The sequence below is a fragment of the Kineococcus gypseus genome, from assembly GCF_050871305.1.
GTDB classification, from domain to species: domain Bacteria; phylum Actinomycetota; class Actinomycetes; order Actinomycetales; family Kineococcaceae; genus Kineococcus; species Kineococcus gypseus.
This window is the reverse complement of the sequence record NZ_JBJLRD010000077.1, coordinates 1-14,302: the sequence shown is the minus strand read 5'-3', so window position 1 is coordinate 14,302 and position 14,302 is coordinate 1. Positions and strand designations below refer to the sequence as shown.

Annotated in this window: 10 protein-coding genes; 1 reads left to right on the top strand and 9 read right to left on the bottom strand. The window is 76.7% G+C overall.

The genetic code is table 11. The features are described 5' to 3' along the window. From ACRYMN_RS19660 to ACRYMN_RS19620, 9 genes are all read right to left on the bottom strand, one after another. On the bottom strand, window positions 1–1,590 hold a 1,590-nt coding region (locus tag ACRYMN_RS19660), incomplete at its 3' end, for a lipopolysaccharide biosynthesis protein (RefSeq protein WP_432498853.1). After that, the gene (locus ACRYMN_RS19655) at window positions 1,587–2,606 is read right to left on the bottom strand and encodes a polysaccharide pyruvyl transferase family protein (RefSeq protein ID WP_432498850.1); all 1,020 of its coding nucleotides are present in this window, start codon (window positions 2,604–2,606) and stop codon (window positions 1,587–1,589) included. The genes ACRYMN_RS19660 and ACRYMN_RS19655, both read right to left, overlap by 4 nt. A 68-nt stretch (window positions 2,607–2,674) precedes the next feature. Further along, window positions 2,675–3,937, bottom strand: coding sequence for a glycosyltransferase family 4 protein (locus tag ACRYMN_RS19650; protein ID WP_432498847.1), 1,263 nt, complete (start codon window positions 3,935–3,937; stop codon window positions 2,675–2,677). Between the two features lie 40 nt (window positions 3,938–3,977). Next, the gene (locus ACRYMN_RS19645; protein WP_432498845.1) at window positions 3,978–6,275 is read right to left on the bottom strand and encodes a hypothetical protein; all 2,298 of its coding nucleotides are present in this window, start codon (window positions 6,273–6,275) and stop codon (window positions 3,978–3,980) included. A gap of 315 nt (window positions 6,276–6,590) precedes the next feature. After that, window positions 6,591–7,724 (bottom strand): glycosyltransferase, encoded by a 1,134-nt coding sequence (locus tag ACRYMN_RS19640; protein WP_432498843.1) that lies wholly within the window; start codon window positions 7,722–7,724, stop codon window positions 6,591–6,593. 299 nt (window positions 7,725–8,023) lie between these two features. Further along, window positions 8,024–9,490 (bottom strand): glycosyl hydrolase, encoded by a 1,467-nt coding sequence (locus ACRYMN_RS19635; RefSeq protein ID WP_432498841.1) that lies wholly within the window; start codon window positions 9,488–9,490, stop codon window positions 8,024–8,026. 264 nt (window positions 9,491–9,754) lie between these two features. Then, complete coding sequence (locus ACRYMN_RS19630) at window positions 9,755–10,984, bottom strand: glycosyltransferase family 4 protein (protein ID WP_432498839.1); 1,230 nt, start codon at window positions 10,982–10,984, stop codon at window positions 9,755–9,757. After that, window positions 10,981–12,279 (bottom strand): O-antigen ligase family protein, encoded by a 1,299-nt coding sequence (locus ACRYMN_RS19625; protein ID WP_432498836.1) that lies wholly within the window; start codon window positions 12,277–12,279, stop codon window positions 10,981–10,983. Before ACRYMN_RS19625 ends, ACRYMN_RS19630 begins: the two co-directional genes overlap by 4 nt. 7 nt (window positions 12,280–12,286) lie before the next feature. Then, complete coding sequence (locus ACRYMN_RS19620; RefSeq protein WP_432498833.1) at window positions 12,287–12,982, bottom strand: YveK family protein; 696 nt, start codon at window positions 12,980–12,982, stop codon at window positions 12,287–12,289. A 365-nt stretch (window positions 12,983–13,347) separates the two neighbouring features. Here ACRYMN_RS19620 and ACRYMN_RS19615 point away from each other — a divergent pair. Next, window positions 13,348–14,302: Rossmann-fold NAD(P)-binding domain-containing protein (locus ACRYMN_RS19615; RefSeq protein ID WP_490054840.1), on the top strand; the 955-nt coding region annotated here is incomplete at its 3' end.

Sequence of the window (14,302 nt, the reverse complement as noted above, 5' to 3'; positions counted from 1 at the left end):
GGGGGGGGGGGGGGGGGGGGGGGGGGGGGGGGGGGGGGGGGGGGGGGGGGGGGGGGGGGTGGGGGGGGGGGGGGGGGCGGCGGGGCGCCGCCGCGCCGCGGCGCGCACGGTGCCCAGCGTCTCGCGCACGAAGCGCCGGTCGACGAGCACGAGCAGCAGGAGGTAGACCAGCGCGAAGGCCGCCCCGGCGGCCACCAGGCGCACCGGCGCCGCGGTCTCCTCCAGCAGGTGCCGCACCACCTCGGCGGCGGCCACCGCCGGCAGGGTCGCCAGCACCGGCCGCGCCCACTGCAGCAGGTAGCGGCCGACCGGCAGGCCCGTCACCCTGCGCAGGAACGCGATGCGCAGCGGCCAGACGGCGTAGGTGCGGGCGACGAGCAGCACGCACACGAGCAGCAGCCCGCCCAGCGAGCCCAGCGCCGCCGCCAGGACGGTGCCCACGGCCGTCGCGACCGTCACGACCAGCTCCAGCCCGGGCCGCCCGGCCGCGTACAGCACGCTGCGGTCGAAGAACGTCACGGAGTAGACCAGGCCGAGCAGGCACAGCACCTGCGCCAGCAGCACCGCGTCGGTCCACTGCGCCCCGAAGACGACCGGGACCAGGTCCGGGGCCAGCACGAGGATCCCGGCGAACGCGGGCGCGGCCACGGCCACCGACAGCCTGGTGGCGCGGAACAGGGCCCGCACCGTCAGCTCCCGGTCGCCCTTCAGGCGCGAGAACACCGGCAGCGCCACGCCGGCCATGACGCCGGTCAGCACCTCGGTGACGAGCATGACGATGCGCCAGGCGATGTAGTAGTAGCCCAGCGCCTCGGTGCCCAGCAGCGCGCCGACGAGGAGCTTGTCGACGTTGTTGATCGCCCAGGTGGTCAGGTCCACCCCCAGCACGCCGCCGCTGAAGCGCACCAGGCGGCGCCAGTGGGCGCGGCTGACGCGCGGGCTGGGGCGGAAGCGGGTGGCGGCGAGCAGGACCACCAGCGCGGTCGCCGTCGTCACCAGCGTCTGCACCACCAGCGCCCACACGCCCGCCCCCGTGGCGGCCAGCACGACGCCGGCCACGCCGCCGGCGAGCACCGACAGCAGGCGGCGCAGCGCCAGCTCGCGAAAGCGGAACTCCCGCGACAGCAGCGCCGAGGGCACCCCGGCCGCCGCCTGCAGCACGAAGCCCAGCGACAGCCAGCGCAGCACCGCCGTCAGCTGCGGCTCGTCGTACAGGTCCGCCACCAGCGGCGCGGTGAGGAAGACGGTGAGCGTGCACAGGGCCGAGACGCCCAGCCCGATCCAGAACGCGGTGCTCACGAAGGAGCGGTCGGGCCGGTCCTCGACGACGATCGCCTGGCCGAAGCCCTGGTCGACCAGGATGCGCACCAGGTCCAGCACGACCGCCGCGATCGCGACGACGCCGAAGACGGTGGGGTCCAGCAACCTGCTGAGCAGCACGAACACCAGCAGCTGCGTCAGGCGCGCGCCCCACTTCTCCAGCGCCGACCAGGCCGCCCCCCGCAGGGCCCGCGCGCCCAGGCCCCGGGCGGCGCCCGGCGCGGCCGCGGCTCCGGGGCCGGTGGGAGGGGGCGTGGTCCGTGCGCTCATCCGGCGGCCAGCTCCCGGAACAGCTCGCGCGCCTTGACCACCGCGTCCTTCGCGCTGGTCTCCACGTGCGCGAGCGGCGAGTCCGCCAGCCACGTCTCGTGGTAGCTGCGGATCTTGCCGTAGCCGGAGTCGACCGCGACGTGCGGGATGCCGAGCAGCTCGGCGAGCAGGTGCGCGTGCAGGCGGTCGGTCAGCACGACGCGGCCCCGGCTGAGGAACTCCAGCCCGCGCTGCACCTGCCGCTCGGCCAGCCACTCGTAGCTCCAGCCGTGCCGGCGCTCGGCCAGCCCCAGGTCGCGCAGCGGGCGCGGCAGGCGGGCCAGGCCCAGGTCCATGCGCAGCAGGAACCCCTCGGGCTCCCACGCCGGCGGGCGCGGGCGGCCCCAGTCCACCGGCTGCAGGCCCTCCGCGGCGGCCACCGGGCCCAGCGCCTCCCCGAGCGTCTCGTGGTCGGTGCGGGCCAGGGTGAAGACGTCCTCGGTGGCCGGGTGGGTGCGCTGCTGCGCCCCGAGCATGAACGCCATGTCCGGGGCGAGCATGACCCGGCAGTCGAAGGACTCCTGCGCGATGCGGTGGCTCTGGTGGTCGCGCACGACCAGCACGAAGTCGCGGTGCGCCGCGATCAGCCGCTGGGTGCGCTGCAGGGCCGCCGGGTCGCGGAAGTGGATCGACTGCGGCATCTGGATGATGCGGCGGTCGGGGAAGTCGGCGATGACCTGCTCGCGGAAGCCGTGGAAGTGCGGCCACAGGTCGCCGAAGTTGCCCCCGCCGTGCAGCAGGACCGCGGTGGAGGCGGGCAGGGCGGCGATGTCCTCGCGGCGGTAGGTGCCCGTCTCGCAGCGGTAGGTCACGCGGCAGCCCAGGGCCCGGGCCAGCGCCACCTCACCGCGCCAGATCGCGCTGTCCCCGCAGTTGCTGTGGTTGGGGAAGTCCAGCAGCGCGACGTCGCGGCCCTGCAGCAGCGGCCGGAACGCCTCGAGGGTGGACTCCTGGAGATCGGTGATGACGGTCGACATCGGCCCTCCTACGGGCTGCTCGTGCTGCTCGGGCTGCTCGGACGGTGGGGGGAGGTGGGGGGCCGCGCTCACGGCCGGGCCGCCGCGCTGCGGGCGGCGACGAGCTCCTGCACGGCGTCGACCCACGGCTGCAGGACGCGGTCCCAGCCGTAGCGCTCGGCGACCGCGGCGGCCCCCGCGCGCCCCAGCTCCTCCGCCTGCGCGGGGTTGGCCAGGAGCTCCACGACGCGCTTGGCGAAGTCCGCGGGCTCGTCGGCGACGACCACGCCGGCGCCGACGAGCTCCTCCAGGCCGTCCGCGCCCACGGAGGTGGCCACGACCGGCCGGCCGGCGGCCAGGGCCTCGAGGATCTTCAGGCGGGTGCCGCCGCCGGCGCGCAGCGGGGCCAGCGCCACCCGCGCGCGCGCCAGGTACGGCTGCACGTCGGGCACGGTGCCGGTCACGGTCAGGCCGTCGCCGGCCAGCGCCAGCGTGGCGGGGGAGGGGTCGCGCCCGACCAGGGACGCGCGCGCCGCGGGCATCTCCGCGCGCACCGAGGGCCACACCTCCCGGGCCAGCCACTGCGCGGCGTCGGCGTTGGGCTTCCAGCCCAGCGTGCCGACGAACACCGCCACGGGCTCCTCGGCCGGTGCGAGCACCGGGCGCGTCTCCCAGCCGTTGAGCGCGGTGACGACCCGCCGCGGGCGCCCGGGCAGGCGCTCGGCGTCCTTGGCGCTCACCACGGAGACGACGTCGGCCGCCTCGACGGCCGCGCGCTCCACGCGCTCCAGCAGGCGCGCCTCGAGCAGCGAGGCGACCTTGCGCACGGGCCCGGCGGAGGCCGCGTAGCTGGCGACCAGCGCCGCCTCCGCGTTGTGGCAGTCCAGCGCGCGCACCAGCGCGCCGGGAGTGCGCAGGTAGGCGCCCAGCTGCGAGTACTCCACCTGCAGCAGGTCCGGGCGCTGGGTGGCGACCTGCTCGCGCACCAGGGCGGCCAGGCGCGCGTCGTAGAAGCGGGCCGCCGACAGGCTCCCGCCCGGCACGAGGCCCTTCACGACGGTCGCGGGCCCGGGGCGCCAGGGCACCTCGTGGACGGTGACGCCCTCGGCGCGCAGGGCGTCGGCGTCCCCGGTGCCGTCGGAGAAGCAGCACAGGGTGGTCGGGCCCAGCGAGGCCAGCCGGCGCACCACGGCCAGCGAGCGCAGCCGCCCACCGGCGTTGGCCGGGAACGGCGTGAACTTGGTGACGACGACGCTTCTCAGGGTGGGCCTCCGCTCCTGGGGGCGGGGCCCTGCACGGAGGGATCCCGGGCGGGCCCCGCCGTCGGGACTGTGCTTGGACTGCGCCTGCACCGCCCGCCGCCCCGCGCCGGGGCGGCGGGCGGTGCGGGGACTACTGCGCCGTGACGGCGAAGGAGGAGAACGTCGCGCTGAACGGCGCGGTGCTGCCGCCGCCGGAGACGAGCACCCCGGCCTTGGCGGACCGGCCGAACCACGCGCTCACGTCGGCCGGGCTGAACGCGGTGCTCCCGATCGGCACCGGCGCCCCGCCGTTGATCGAGTAGGCCACCGTCACCCGCGTCAGCGGGTAGGTGCGGACCTTGTTCGGGTCCGAGGTGGCCGCGATCGGGTCGGGGAAGCTGGTGTTGCCCTGGATGACCAGGTCCACCGTGCTCGCGGAGGTCACCGCCGGCACCGCGGTGGTGGCCACGGTGCGCGCCGCGCCCTTCTCGCTGACGAAGAAGGTCGCCTGCGGGGTGCCCCCGGCCACCTGGTTCTCGACCTCGACCTTGACGAAGTTCGCCTGGTCGGGGCCGAAGAAGGCGCCGACCTGCTGGTACGGCTGGGTCAGGCCGGTGATCGGCCCCTTGACCCGCGCCCGCACCGTGAACGGGCCGGTCGAGGCGTCGAACGACTTGTACAGGGCGTTCTGCTGCCGCCCGTCGGCCAGCTGGCCGGCGGAGGAGGTCAGCCGCAGCCCGTCCGGCGTGAACGCGATGTTCGCCGGGTTGCACTGGGTGCCGGCGGAGTTGGCCAGCACCCCGTCGAAGCCGGTGACGCGGCAGTCCGCGCCGACCGTGCCGCCCGCCGCGAGGTTCGCGGTCGTGGCGGTGCCGGGCACCGGCGCGGCCGGCTCGGCGGGACGAGCGTTGCGCAGCACGAGGACGACGTCCTCGAAGTCGTTGTTCTTGTACGCCGGGACGCGGGTGATGTCGACGCCCACGATCCACGTGTCCGGCACGCGCTGGCGGCCGGCGCTGTAGGCGGGGTAGACGCGGATGCTGTGCAGGTGGTGCAGCGGGCTGATCGTCGCGCCCGACGCCGTGCGGGCGGGGTTGAACCCGTCGTCGGTGTAGTTCACGTCGCCGTAGTCGCCGTGGAAGAGCCCGAACGCCCCGCCGGGGCGGAACGAGGTCGTGCCGGTGATCCCCGGCATGAGCTCCTGGTTGTCGGTGTAGGACGTGGCGGTGTCCCCGGGGAAGAGGAACAGCTGCTTGCACGTCGCGGTGCAGCCGGTGCCGCCGACCGCGCCCTTGGCGATCCAGCCGGTGCGCCCGTAGCCGGCGGCGGCCGTGTTGCGGCTGCCGTAGTGCGCCACCGGCGTCAGCGTGACCGGCTGGGCCGGGTCGGCCGGGGTGAAGTACGGCGAGTAGACCTCGTCGGAGCCGGGGGAGTTGCGCTGCGGCCCGATGAAGCGCTCGTTGCCGCCGGTGCGGTAGGTGCGCACGTCGTAGCCGAGGACCTCGGCGACCTGCTGCAGCGTGGGCTCGTTGTTGCCCTCGACGTTGCAGGTCACCACGCCCGACAGGTCGACCGCGCCCGGCCCGGCCGGGGTGGTGTAGGTCAGCTGCGCGTAGCGCTCCATGTCGGCGATGGCCGTCGGGTTCGCCGAGGAGGGGCAGTTCGCCGGCGCGGCGGGCGTGAAGACCACCGCGACCTGCGCGGTCCCGCCCGCGGGCACGGTGACGGTGCTGGGCTGACCGGGCGCGAGGGCGAAGCTGCCCGCGTGCGGGCCGGCGGTGGCCAGGCCGGAGAGCGTCAGCGGCGTGCCGCCGGTGTTGGTGACGATGAACGAGCGCGCCGGCGGGGTCGGCCGGCCCTGCACGGTGCTGAACACCAGGCGGGGCACGGGCAGGCCGAGGGCGGCGTCGTCGGGCGAGGAGAGCACCAGCGCGCCGGGCGCCGGCGGGGTGCTCACGCGCACCACGTCGACGAAGTCGATCTTCGTGTTGACGCCGTCCCCGGGCGAGAGCGTCAGCCGGCCGTCGGCGACGGCGACGCGGGCGGTGACCGTCTCGAAGCGGCGCTCGGCGGTGAGCTGCGCCCCGTCGACGATCGTGACCGCGTTCGGCCCGCCCGGCTCGGCGACGATCGTGTGGGTGGAGTTGAAGGCGGTGGGGTCGCCCACGGCGACGGTGACGTCGTAGGTGCCGTCGACCAGCGCGAGCTCCCAGCGGCCCGGGCGCGTGGTGCCCCCGTACGCGGCGGTGCTCTGCTGCATCTGCACGAACGTGTCGTAGCGCTTGTCCGGGGAGGCGCTGGAGTTGCGCTGGCGGCCGTTGCCCACGAGGGAGAGCGGCGCGCCGGTGAGGTCGTCCACCCAGCCCGTGCCGGTGGTGGTGCTGTACGCCTGGCCGTGGTCGGCGGTGTAGCCGGCCGGGGTGGTCGCGGCCTGGCTCTGGAAGTTCACCCGGGCGCTGGTGCGGGTGGCGGGGTCGTCGGCGAGCGAGGCGGCCCCGGCGGGTGCCAGGGGGGCCAGCGGGACGAGGACGGCCAGGACCGCCCCCGCCGCGAGCGGAGCGGTGGGCCTGCGGTGGCGCGAGTGGCGCTGGGTGGCGTTGATGTCCCCTCCCGGGGGTGGGCAGCCACGCGGCTGCGAGAGCGACGTCGGCAGGCGCGAACGCTACTGCGTCCGGGGGAGTACGGGAACCACCCGTGGTCCCCCCTTCACACCTCGAGCACGACCGGGGCCGATCCCGGCAGAGGTCCGCCGAGTTCGCGCTGCCTAGCGCGACCGCCGGGTGAGCGCCGGCGCCCCCAGCAACCGCTCGCTGAGCACCACGTGCCGCGCGGCGTACCCGGCGTCGGTCAGCTCCGCCTGCGCGACGCGCTCGCGCATGCGCGCCACGGCGCTCGCGCCCTCGCCGCCGGCGGCCCGGCGCGCGGCCTCCCACCACTGCCGCGGGGAGGCGCCCTCGGGCAGGTAGGTCACCGCCCCGTCGTCGAAGTAGGCGCGCAGCCCGCCGGTGTCGGTGACCACGCACGGCACCGACCAGGTGGCCGCCTCCAGCAGGACGGTGATCCCCGAGGCGTGCAGGTTGTGCTTGAGCGGCAGGCAGACCACGTCGGCGGCCGCGTAGGCGTCGGCGGTCTCGGCCACGCGCCGCGCCGGGCGCACGCGCAGGTTGGGCAGGCCCTGTGCGAAGGAGCCGTCCAGCCGCTTGGTGACCACGGTGACCTCCACCGCGTCGCCGCCCTCGCGCGCCAGCTCCCGCAGCACCTCCCAGTCCCGGTGCACGTCGTTGCCCAGGCACAGCACGCGCACCGGGCCGGTGCGCCCGACCGGGCCGTCCGGGCCGTCCGGGCCGCCGCGGGGGGCCGGCACGCCGCCGCTGCCCGGCCACGGGTCCGCGCGCAGCCCGAAGGGCACGAGCTCCACGGGCCGGCCGGTCAGGTCCGCCACGCGCTCGGCGTTCTGCGGCGACAGCGTGGTCAGCGCCTCCAGCCGGCGCAGGCACCAGCGGTACAGCGCCCGGCGCGGGCGGGACCAGCTCTCCCAGCGGTCGGCCACCCACACCGACTGCGCCACCACCGGGGGCAGGCGCACCCCCAGCCCCTTGAGCAGGCCGAGGCCGAGGTTCTCGCGCTCGGTGTGCGTCCACACCACGTCGGCGGCGCGCGCGGCGGGCAGCTGCCGCAGGACGTGCACGAGGTCGAACCCGAGGACCTTGTGCACGGCGCGGCGGGTGAAGGAGGACACCGGCCCCTCGCGCCGGTCGCGGGAGAGGACCACCTGCACGCCCGGGCCCTGCGCCAGCCCGTAGCCGTAGGGGCTCTGCTCGTACACCTCCCCGCGCCCGTACCGCTCGCGCCACGCGGGGTCGCCCTTGCCTTGCTCCAGCAGCACGAAGACGCGCATCGGCACCTCTCGGTCGCGGGGGCACGGCACCGTCCCGGGGACGGCGACCGGCCCGGTCCTGCGGTGGTCTCGGGGTCGGTCCGCCTCGGACCTCGCCGTCCTGCCGCGGACGGTACTACGGCGTGCGCCGGACGTGATCGCGCACCGGCCCGCTCGGCGGGCCGGTGCGCGATCTCGTCAGGGTCGGGACGGGCGGCTCGACGCGCGCAGGGGGTCGGCGCGCGCGAGGGGTCACCGGGCGCCGGTGGTCACCGGGCGCCGGTGGTCACCGGGCGTGAGCGGTCACCGCCCGTGAGCGGTCACTCCGCGTAGAAGGTCGCGGTGCGGGTGGCCTTGGACCCGTCCCACTTCGTGACGACCACGGACAGGGTGTGCCTGCCCGGGCTCAGCGCCGACCCGTCGAGGGGGTTGGGGCGCCCGGAGATGGCGGAGACGCCCAGGGCGTCGAAGGGGGCGTCGGACTCCGCGTGGGTGGGCGTGCTCGACGTCGACCTGTCCAGGTAGAACGCCACCGAGCGCGCCAGCGAGGCCGGGACCTCGGCGCGCACGTAGACGATCCCGCGCAGGGTGGCGCCGTTCAGCCCGTAGGCGGTGCCGGAACCGTCGGAGCTCGTGCGCCACCGCAGCCAGGTGTCGGAGGTGACCGCCGGGCCGGTGGACGGGGCCGCGGCCCTGGCGGTGAAACCGCCGCCCCAGAGCTTCGCGTACGTGGCCTTCGCGTTCGGGAAGGTGCTGCCGGTGATGCGGTGCTTCTCGCTGGACGAGGGGTCGAAGTTGAAGTAGCTCTCGAACAGCACGTTGTTCAGGGAGACGTACTCGTGCACCTTCTCGATGAAGTACGTGTCGTCACCGCCGCCCCAGCCGCTGGACAGGCTGCTCAGGCCCCACTCCGCCAGCGCGATCGGCTTGCCGTGCTGCTTGCCGAACTCCGCCAGCCAGCGCAGGCCGTAGTCCTGGTCGTAGAAGTGCCCCCAGCGCTCGACGCGCTGCTCGGGGCGGAAGTTCTCGCTGTGGTCGTACAGGGACGCGCCGACGGCGTCGACCCACGCGTCACCGGGGTAGGCGCGGTCGGTGGAGAAGGTGCCCAGGGAGTTCCCGCTGCCGGGCGCCCACAGGAACGTGAAGTCCTGCCCGCCGACCGAGCGCATGGCCGCGACGGCCTTGCGCCAGAACGCGATGAACGACGCGGGGTCCTTCTTCGCGCTCCAGGTCTGGCAGTCGCAGTTCATCTCCCAGCCCAGGCGCACGATGGCGTTCGCCTGGCCGGCGTTGACGAGGTTCTGCGCGACCTTCTTGAAGTGCGCGTCGTACGCGCCGGTCGCGCCGGTCTGCAGCGACGCGCCCGACTCGGGCAGCATCGGCACGGACCAGTGCATCCGGTACCCCTTGCCCTTCCAGCGGTTCATGGGGTACGGGTCGGTGATCTGCGCCCAGCTCGTCTCGGGCAGGAAACCCGTCACGAGCTGCAGCTTGCGGCCGGTGAGGGACGCGAACGCCGAGGTGTCCTCGGCCGGGCGCACGAACGCCCCGTGCAGCGCGCTGGTGCCGGCCGAGGCCGTCGTCGCCGGTGCGACGAGGACCCCGAGGGCGGTGGCCAGGGCGGCCAGCACCGTGCCGAGGCGCAGGGCGCGGCGGTGCGGGGGGTGGTCGTGGCGCAGCGCGTCGTGGTCCAGCGGGCGGTCGTCCAGCGGGGTGTCGTGGCTGCGCTCGCGCAGCGCCGAGCCGGTCGTGGTCGGGCGGGCAGGGGTCAGCGGGGGGAATCGCACAGGGGGTCCTCCGGGTCGGGGAGGCCGACGCCCGGGGAGACGGCCGTCGCCGGCCGCGCGCCCCCCCGGACCGCTGGTCCCGCCCTCCCCACGAGGGCGCCGCCCTCGACGTGCCGCGTGAGCGGACTCGGGCGTGGCGCCGTTCACCCGAACGGGTGAACGGTGCCGCGGGCAAAGGTGCCCCATCCCGGTACATGATCGCCAGTCCCGGCGTGGCGCGTCCCGCGCCGACGGCACGGGACCGCCAGCGCGAGGACCGCTCACTCAGCGTGGTGCGTGCAGATCGCGCCGCGTGTCGCCGGGGGCCGGGACGGCGCCCCCGGCGGGCCGCGGAGCGGGCACGGCAGGTTCCTGCCGGGCGTGCGCACCGGCCCGGCGCGCGCTGCGGGGACGAGCCGCGACGCGCTCCCCGACGCGTCCCGCCGCGCGGCGCAGCAGCGCGCGCAGCGGTCGCGCCGAGGGCCCCGAGACGGCGAAGCGCAGGTACTCGCGCGCCACGCGGTCCGGGTCGTGCCGCACGGCGGCCACCTCCCGCGCGCGCGCCACCACGGCCGCGGCGCCCTCCGGGTCGTCCAGGACGGCCCGCACGGCGTCGGCCAGCGAGCGCGGCGAGCCGGCCCGGAAGGTCCAGCCCGTCACGCCGTCCTCGACCAGCTCCCGCGCGCCCCCGCGGTCGGGCACGACCACGGGGACCCCGGCCAGCTGCGCCTCGGCCACCGTGCGCCCGAGCGCCTCCTCCTCGTTGGCGACCACCACGCACGCCAGGCCGGCGACGACGCGCTCGCGCGGCACGCGCCCCTCGAAGAGCACCCGCTCGCCCAGCAGCTCGTGCGCCCAGCCGCGCAGCCGCTCGGTGTAGCCCTCGTCCATCCCGGAGGCGCCGCGCAGCACCAGCGCGGCGTCCGGCAGCAGGGCCACCGCCTCGGCGGCCACCTCGATGCGCTTGTCGGCGTCCAGGCGGCCGACCACGCCCACGCGCCGGCCCCGCGGCTCCCACGCCGCGCCCGCACCCGCGCCGGCCTCGACGGGGCGCGCCAGGACCAGCACGGCGCCGTGGTCGGCGGAGACCTGGGCGGCGGAGAAGGCGCTGACGGCGACGACGCGGTCGAACCACCACATCGCCAGGCGCATGCGCCGGCGCCCCGGCGCCCCGGGCAGGTAGTCGTGCAGGTCGAAGACCAGCGCCGGGCGCACCGCGCGCGGCAGCACCCGCAGCGGGGCGAAGGCCGCCGCCAGGCGCAGGCTGCAGCACACCAGCGCCTCCGGCCGCTCCAGCAGCGCCGTGCGCGCCAGGGCTGCGAACAGGCGCGCGCCGTCGGCCAGCCGCGCCGGACCGGGCCACTGCTCCACGAAGCCCGGGGCGCGCGCCAGCAGCCCCACCCGCTCGCCCTGCCGCTGCAGGTGCCGCGCGGTCGTCAGCAGGCTCGTCTCGGCGCCCCAGACGATCGAGCTGGTGGAGACGAAGACGGCGCGCGCGCGCCCGCCCCGGCTCACCGCGCCACCCCGCCCAGCGCGAGGTCCCCGGCGCGGTGCGCCGCGGGGTCCCCGGCGCGGTGCGCCGCGCCGGCCTCCCGCCGCGCGTGCAGCAGCGTGACGACCAGCCACGCCGCCAGCAGCGCCAGGCGCGGCTTGTCGAGGATCGACTCCACCGCGGCCTTGCCCAGCAGGCCGACGAGCACGCCGAGGGCGGCGACCTGCAGCGGCAGCAGCCGCGGCAGCAGCAGCAGGGCCTGCACGAGGCCCGCCACCAGCAGCAGCAGCAGCACGGCGGTGGCCGGCACGCCCAGGCGCAGCGGCAGGTCGAGGTAGACGTCGTGGGTCAGGGACGTCATCGCCGAGCGGTTCGTGGGCCGGTCGTACAGCGCGTACTGGAAGCCCAGCCCCTCGCCCAGCCACGGCGACTCGCGCACGTGCTGCCAGGCGATGGTGGCCTGGTCGACGCGCGACAGGCTCGACTGCGCCTTGCCCGTGCGGCGGAAGGTGGCCTCGACGAGGTCCGCGGCGAAGGCGGCGACGGTGCCGGCCGCGGCCAGGCCCGCCAGCGCCAGGACCGCGACGGAGCCCGACAGCGCCGCCACCGCGTCCCCGCGCGGCGGGCGGGCGCGCCAGCGCAGCAGCAGCGCCAGCGCCAGCGGGGGCAGGGAGAACAGCAGGGCGGCGCGCTGGCCGCCCACGCCGATCAGCGCCACCGTCAGCAGCGCCAGGGGCACCGCGACCAGGGCGCGGCTGCGCACCAGGGCGAGCGCGGCGATCGCCCCCAGCACCGTGGAGGGGTCGCCGCCGCCGCCGGTGACCAGCAGCGCCGCGGCCACCGGCAGCGCCAGCACCGGCAGCAGCGACTCGCAGCGGCGCAGCCACGCCGCCGGGGCGTCCGCCCAGGCCAGCACGAACGCCCAGCCGTACAGCAGCAGGTGCCACTGCCCGAACATCAAGCGCCCGTCGTTGCCGTTGGCCACCCCCACGAGGGTCCCGCCGCTCCAGGCGGCGGTGACGACCACCAGGGCCAGCAGCGCGCCGCGGTGCGGGGCCGTGCGGCCCGCCAGCCACTTCGCCCCGCCCAGCCCGATCGCGGCCACCGCCAGCAGGTCGGTGACGCGCACGCCGGCGAGCTTGACGCCCTCGGCGTCGCTGCCGGCCGTGGGGTGCAGGAGCACGTCCAGGAGGTTGACCACCACGGCCGCCTGGGCCAGCAGGAAGACCACCGGCACGCCCGCGCCCGCGGCGCGGTGCGCGGTGGCGCCCCCGCCCGGTGCGCGCTGCGGCGGCGCGGCGGGTGCGCTCGCGCTCACGGGCCGGTCAGTCCGCGCGGCCGATGCCGGCGCCCAGCAGCTCCTGGCGGGCCGTGCGCCGCGCCGGTGCGCCGCCGGCGGTGCCGCCGGTGCGGCGCGAGGCGGCCGAGAGCGACTCGGCCACCAGCGCCGCCGCCAGGCCCAGGGCCAGGCCCGCGACCACGCCCAGGCCGATGCCCAGCGGCCAGCTCGGGCTGGCGGGGGAGGACGGGACGGTGGCCGGCTGCACGAGGGTGAGCTCCACGGCGCTCAGCGCCCCGGCGCCGCCCTCCAGCTCGCCGACGGTGCGGGTCAGCTGCTCGCCGACGGCGTCGGCCAGCTCGGCGGCGCGCTGCGCGGAGGCGTCGGAGACGGTCAGCTCGATGAGCACCGTGTCCAGCGGCACGGAGGCGGAGACCTGCGCGGCGAGGTCCTCGGGGGTGCCCTCGAACCCGGTGGCGCTCACCACGGGCTCCGTCACGGCCCGGGTGCGCGCCAGCAGCGCGTACGACTCGGCGCGCGACTGCGCGTAGGCGGAGCCGTCGTAGACGCGCCCGGGGTCCTGCGGGTCCGGCGGGACGCTGACGTACACCTGCGCGGTCGCCTCGTACGTCCTCGGGAGCAGGGCGGTGCCCACCACCGCCAGCAGCAGCGGCACGAGCGCGAACACGGCGAGGACGACGCGCCTGCGCCTGACGACCTGCCACAGCTCACCGATGCTCACGGGCGTACCTCCGGGGGTCTGGGGTGTCGACGGCTCGACGGGGTGAGCCCTCGCTCCACCGTCGGAACTGACGACCAGCCGTCGGCCGGGCGCGAGCGGAGCGTATCCAGCCCGTCGGGCCACCGGAACCCTCCGCGTCGGCAGGTTCCCGCCCGGTGCGCGGCGCGCGTCCCGGACCCCTGGCTCCCCGGGTCCCCAGCGCGGTGATCACGCCGTTCGGGGTCGAGTGTGACGAACGGGTGACGTACCGCTACCATGTGTAGCAGCTGCTCACCCGAACGTCACAACGAGGTCGAGGCCTTCGGGTGGTCGCTGCCACGCCGTCGTGGTCCGGGTGCTGGCTCGACCTCGACGGGGGAACGCGGATGGCGACGAACGAGCTCAGCGGTGTGCTGACCCAGCGGGAGCGCCGGGCGACCGGTGCCCCCGGTGGCCCTGGTGCCCCGGGCGCACCCGGCGTCCTCGGCGCCCCCGGCGCCCCCGGCGTGGCGGAGGTCCCGCTCCAGCGCCGCACCGGTGCGACCGCGGCCGGCCTGCGGCCCGCGCGCCGTGCCGCCTGGCAGCGCCGGTACGTGCGCGCCCTGGTGCTCAGCGACGCGCTGGCCGCCGCGATCGGCGCCGTGCTGGGCTGGACCGTGCGCTTCGGCGGCTCCACGCCCCACCTGGGCAGCGTCAGCGGCACGTCCGTCGCCGTCCTGACGGCTCTGCTGCCGCTGCTGTGGGTGGCCGCCATCGGCCTGATGCGCGCCTACGAGCCGCGCTTCCTCGCCGTGGGCTCGGAGGAGTTCCAGCGGGTCCTCACCGCGGGCACGGCCGTGGTCGCGGCCGTCGGCACCGCCTCGTGGGCCCTGCAGCTGGACGTGGCGCGCGGCTTCGTGGTGGTGGCGCTGCCGGTGGCCGGTGCGCTGACGGTGGCCGGGCGCCTGGCGGCGCGCCAGCGGCTGCACCGCTCGCGGGCGGTGGGGCGGTGCGTGCAGTCCACCGTCGTCGCCGGGCACCCGGGCGCCGTGGCCTCCCTGGTGCGCCAGGTGCGCCGCGACACCTCCCACGGGCTGCGCATCGACGCCGCCTGCACCCCCGGCGGCGCCGGCAGCAGCGAGCTGGAGGCGCTGGGCGTGCCGGTGGCCGGCGCCCTCGACGACGTCGCCGCCGTCGCGCGCCGCACCGGCGCCGACGTGGTCGCCACCTTGACGTGCCCGGAGCTGGACGGGCCGGTGCTGCGGGCGCTGGCGTGGCAGTTGGAGGACACCCGCGCGGACCTGGTCGTGGCGCCGGCCTTGACGGACGTGGCCGGGCCGCGGGTGGTGATCCGCCCGGTGG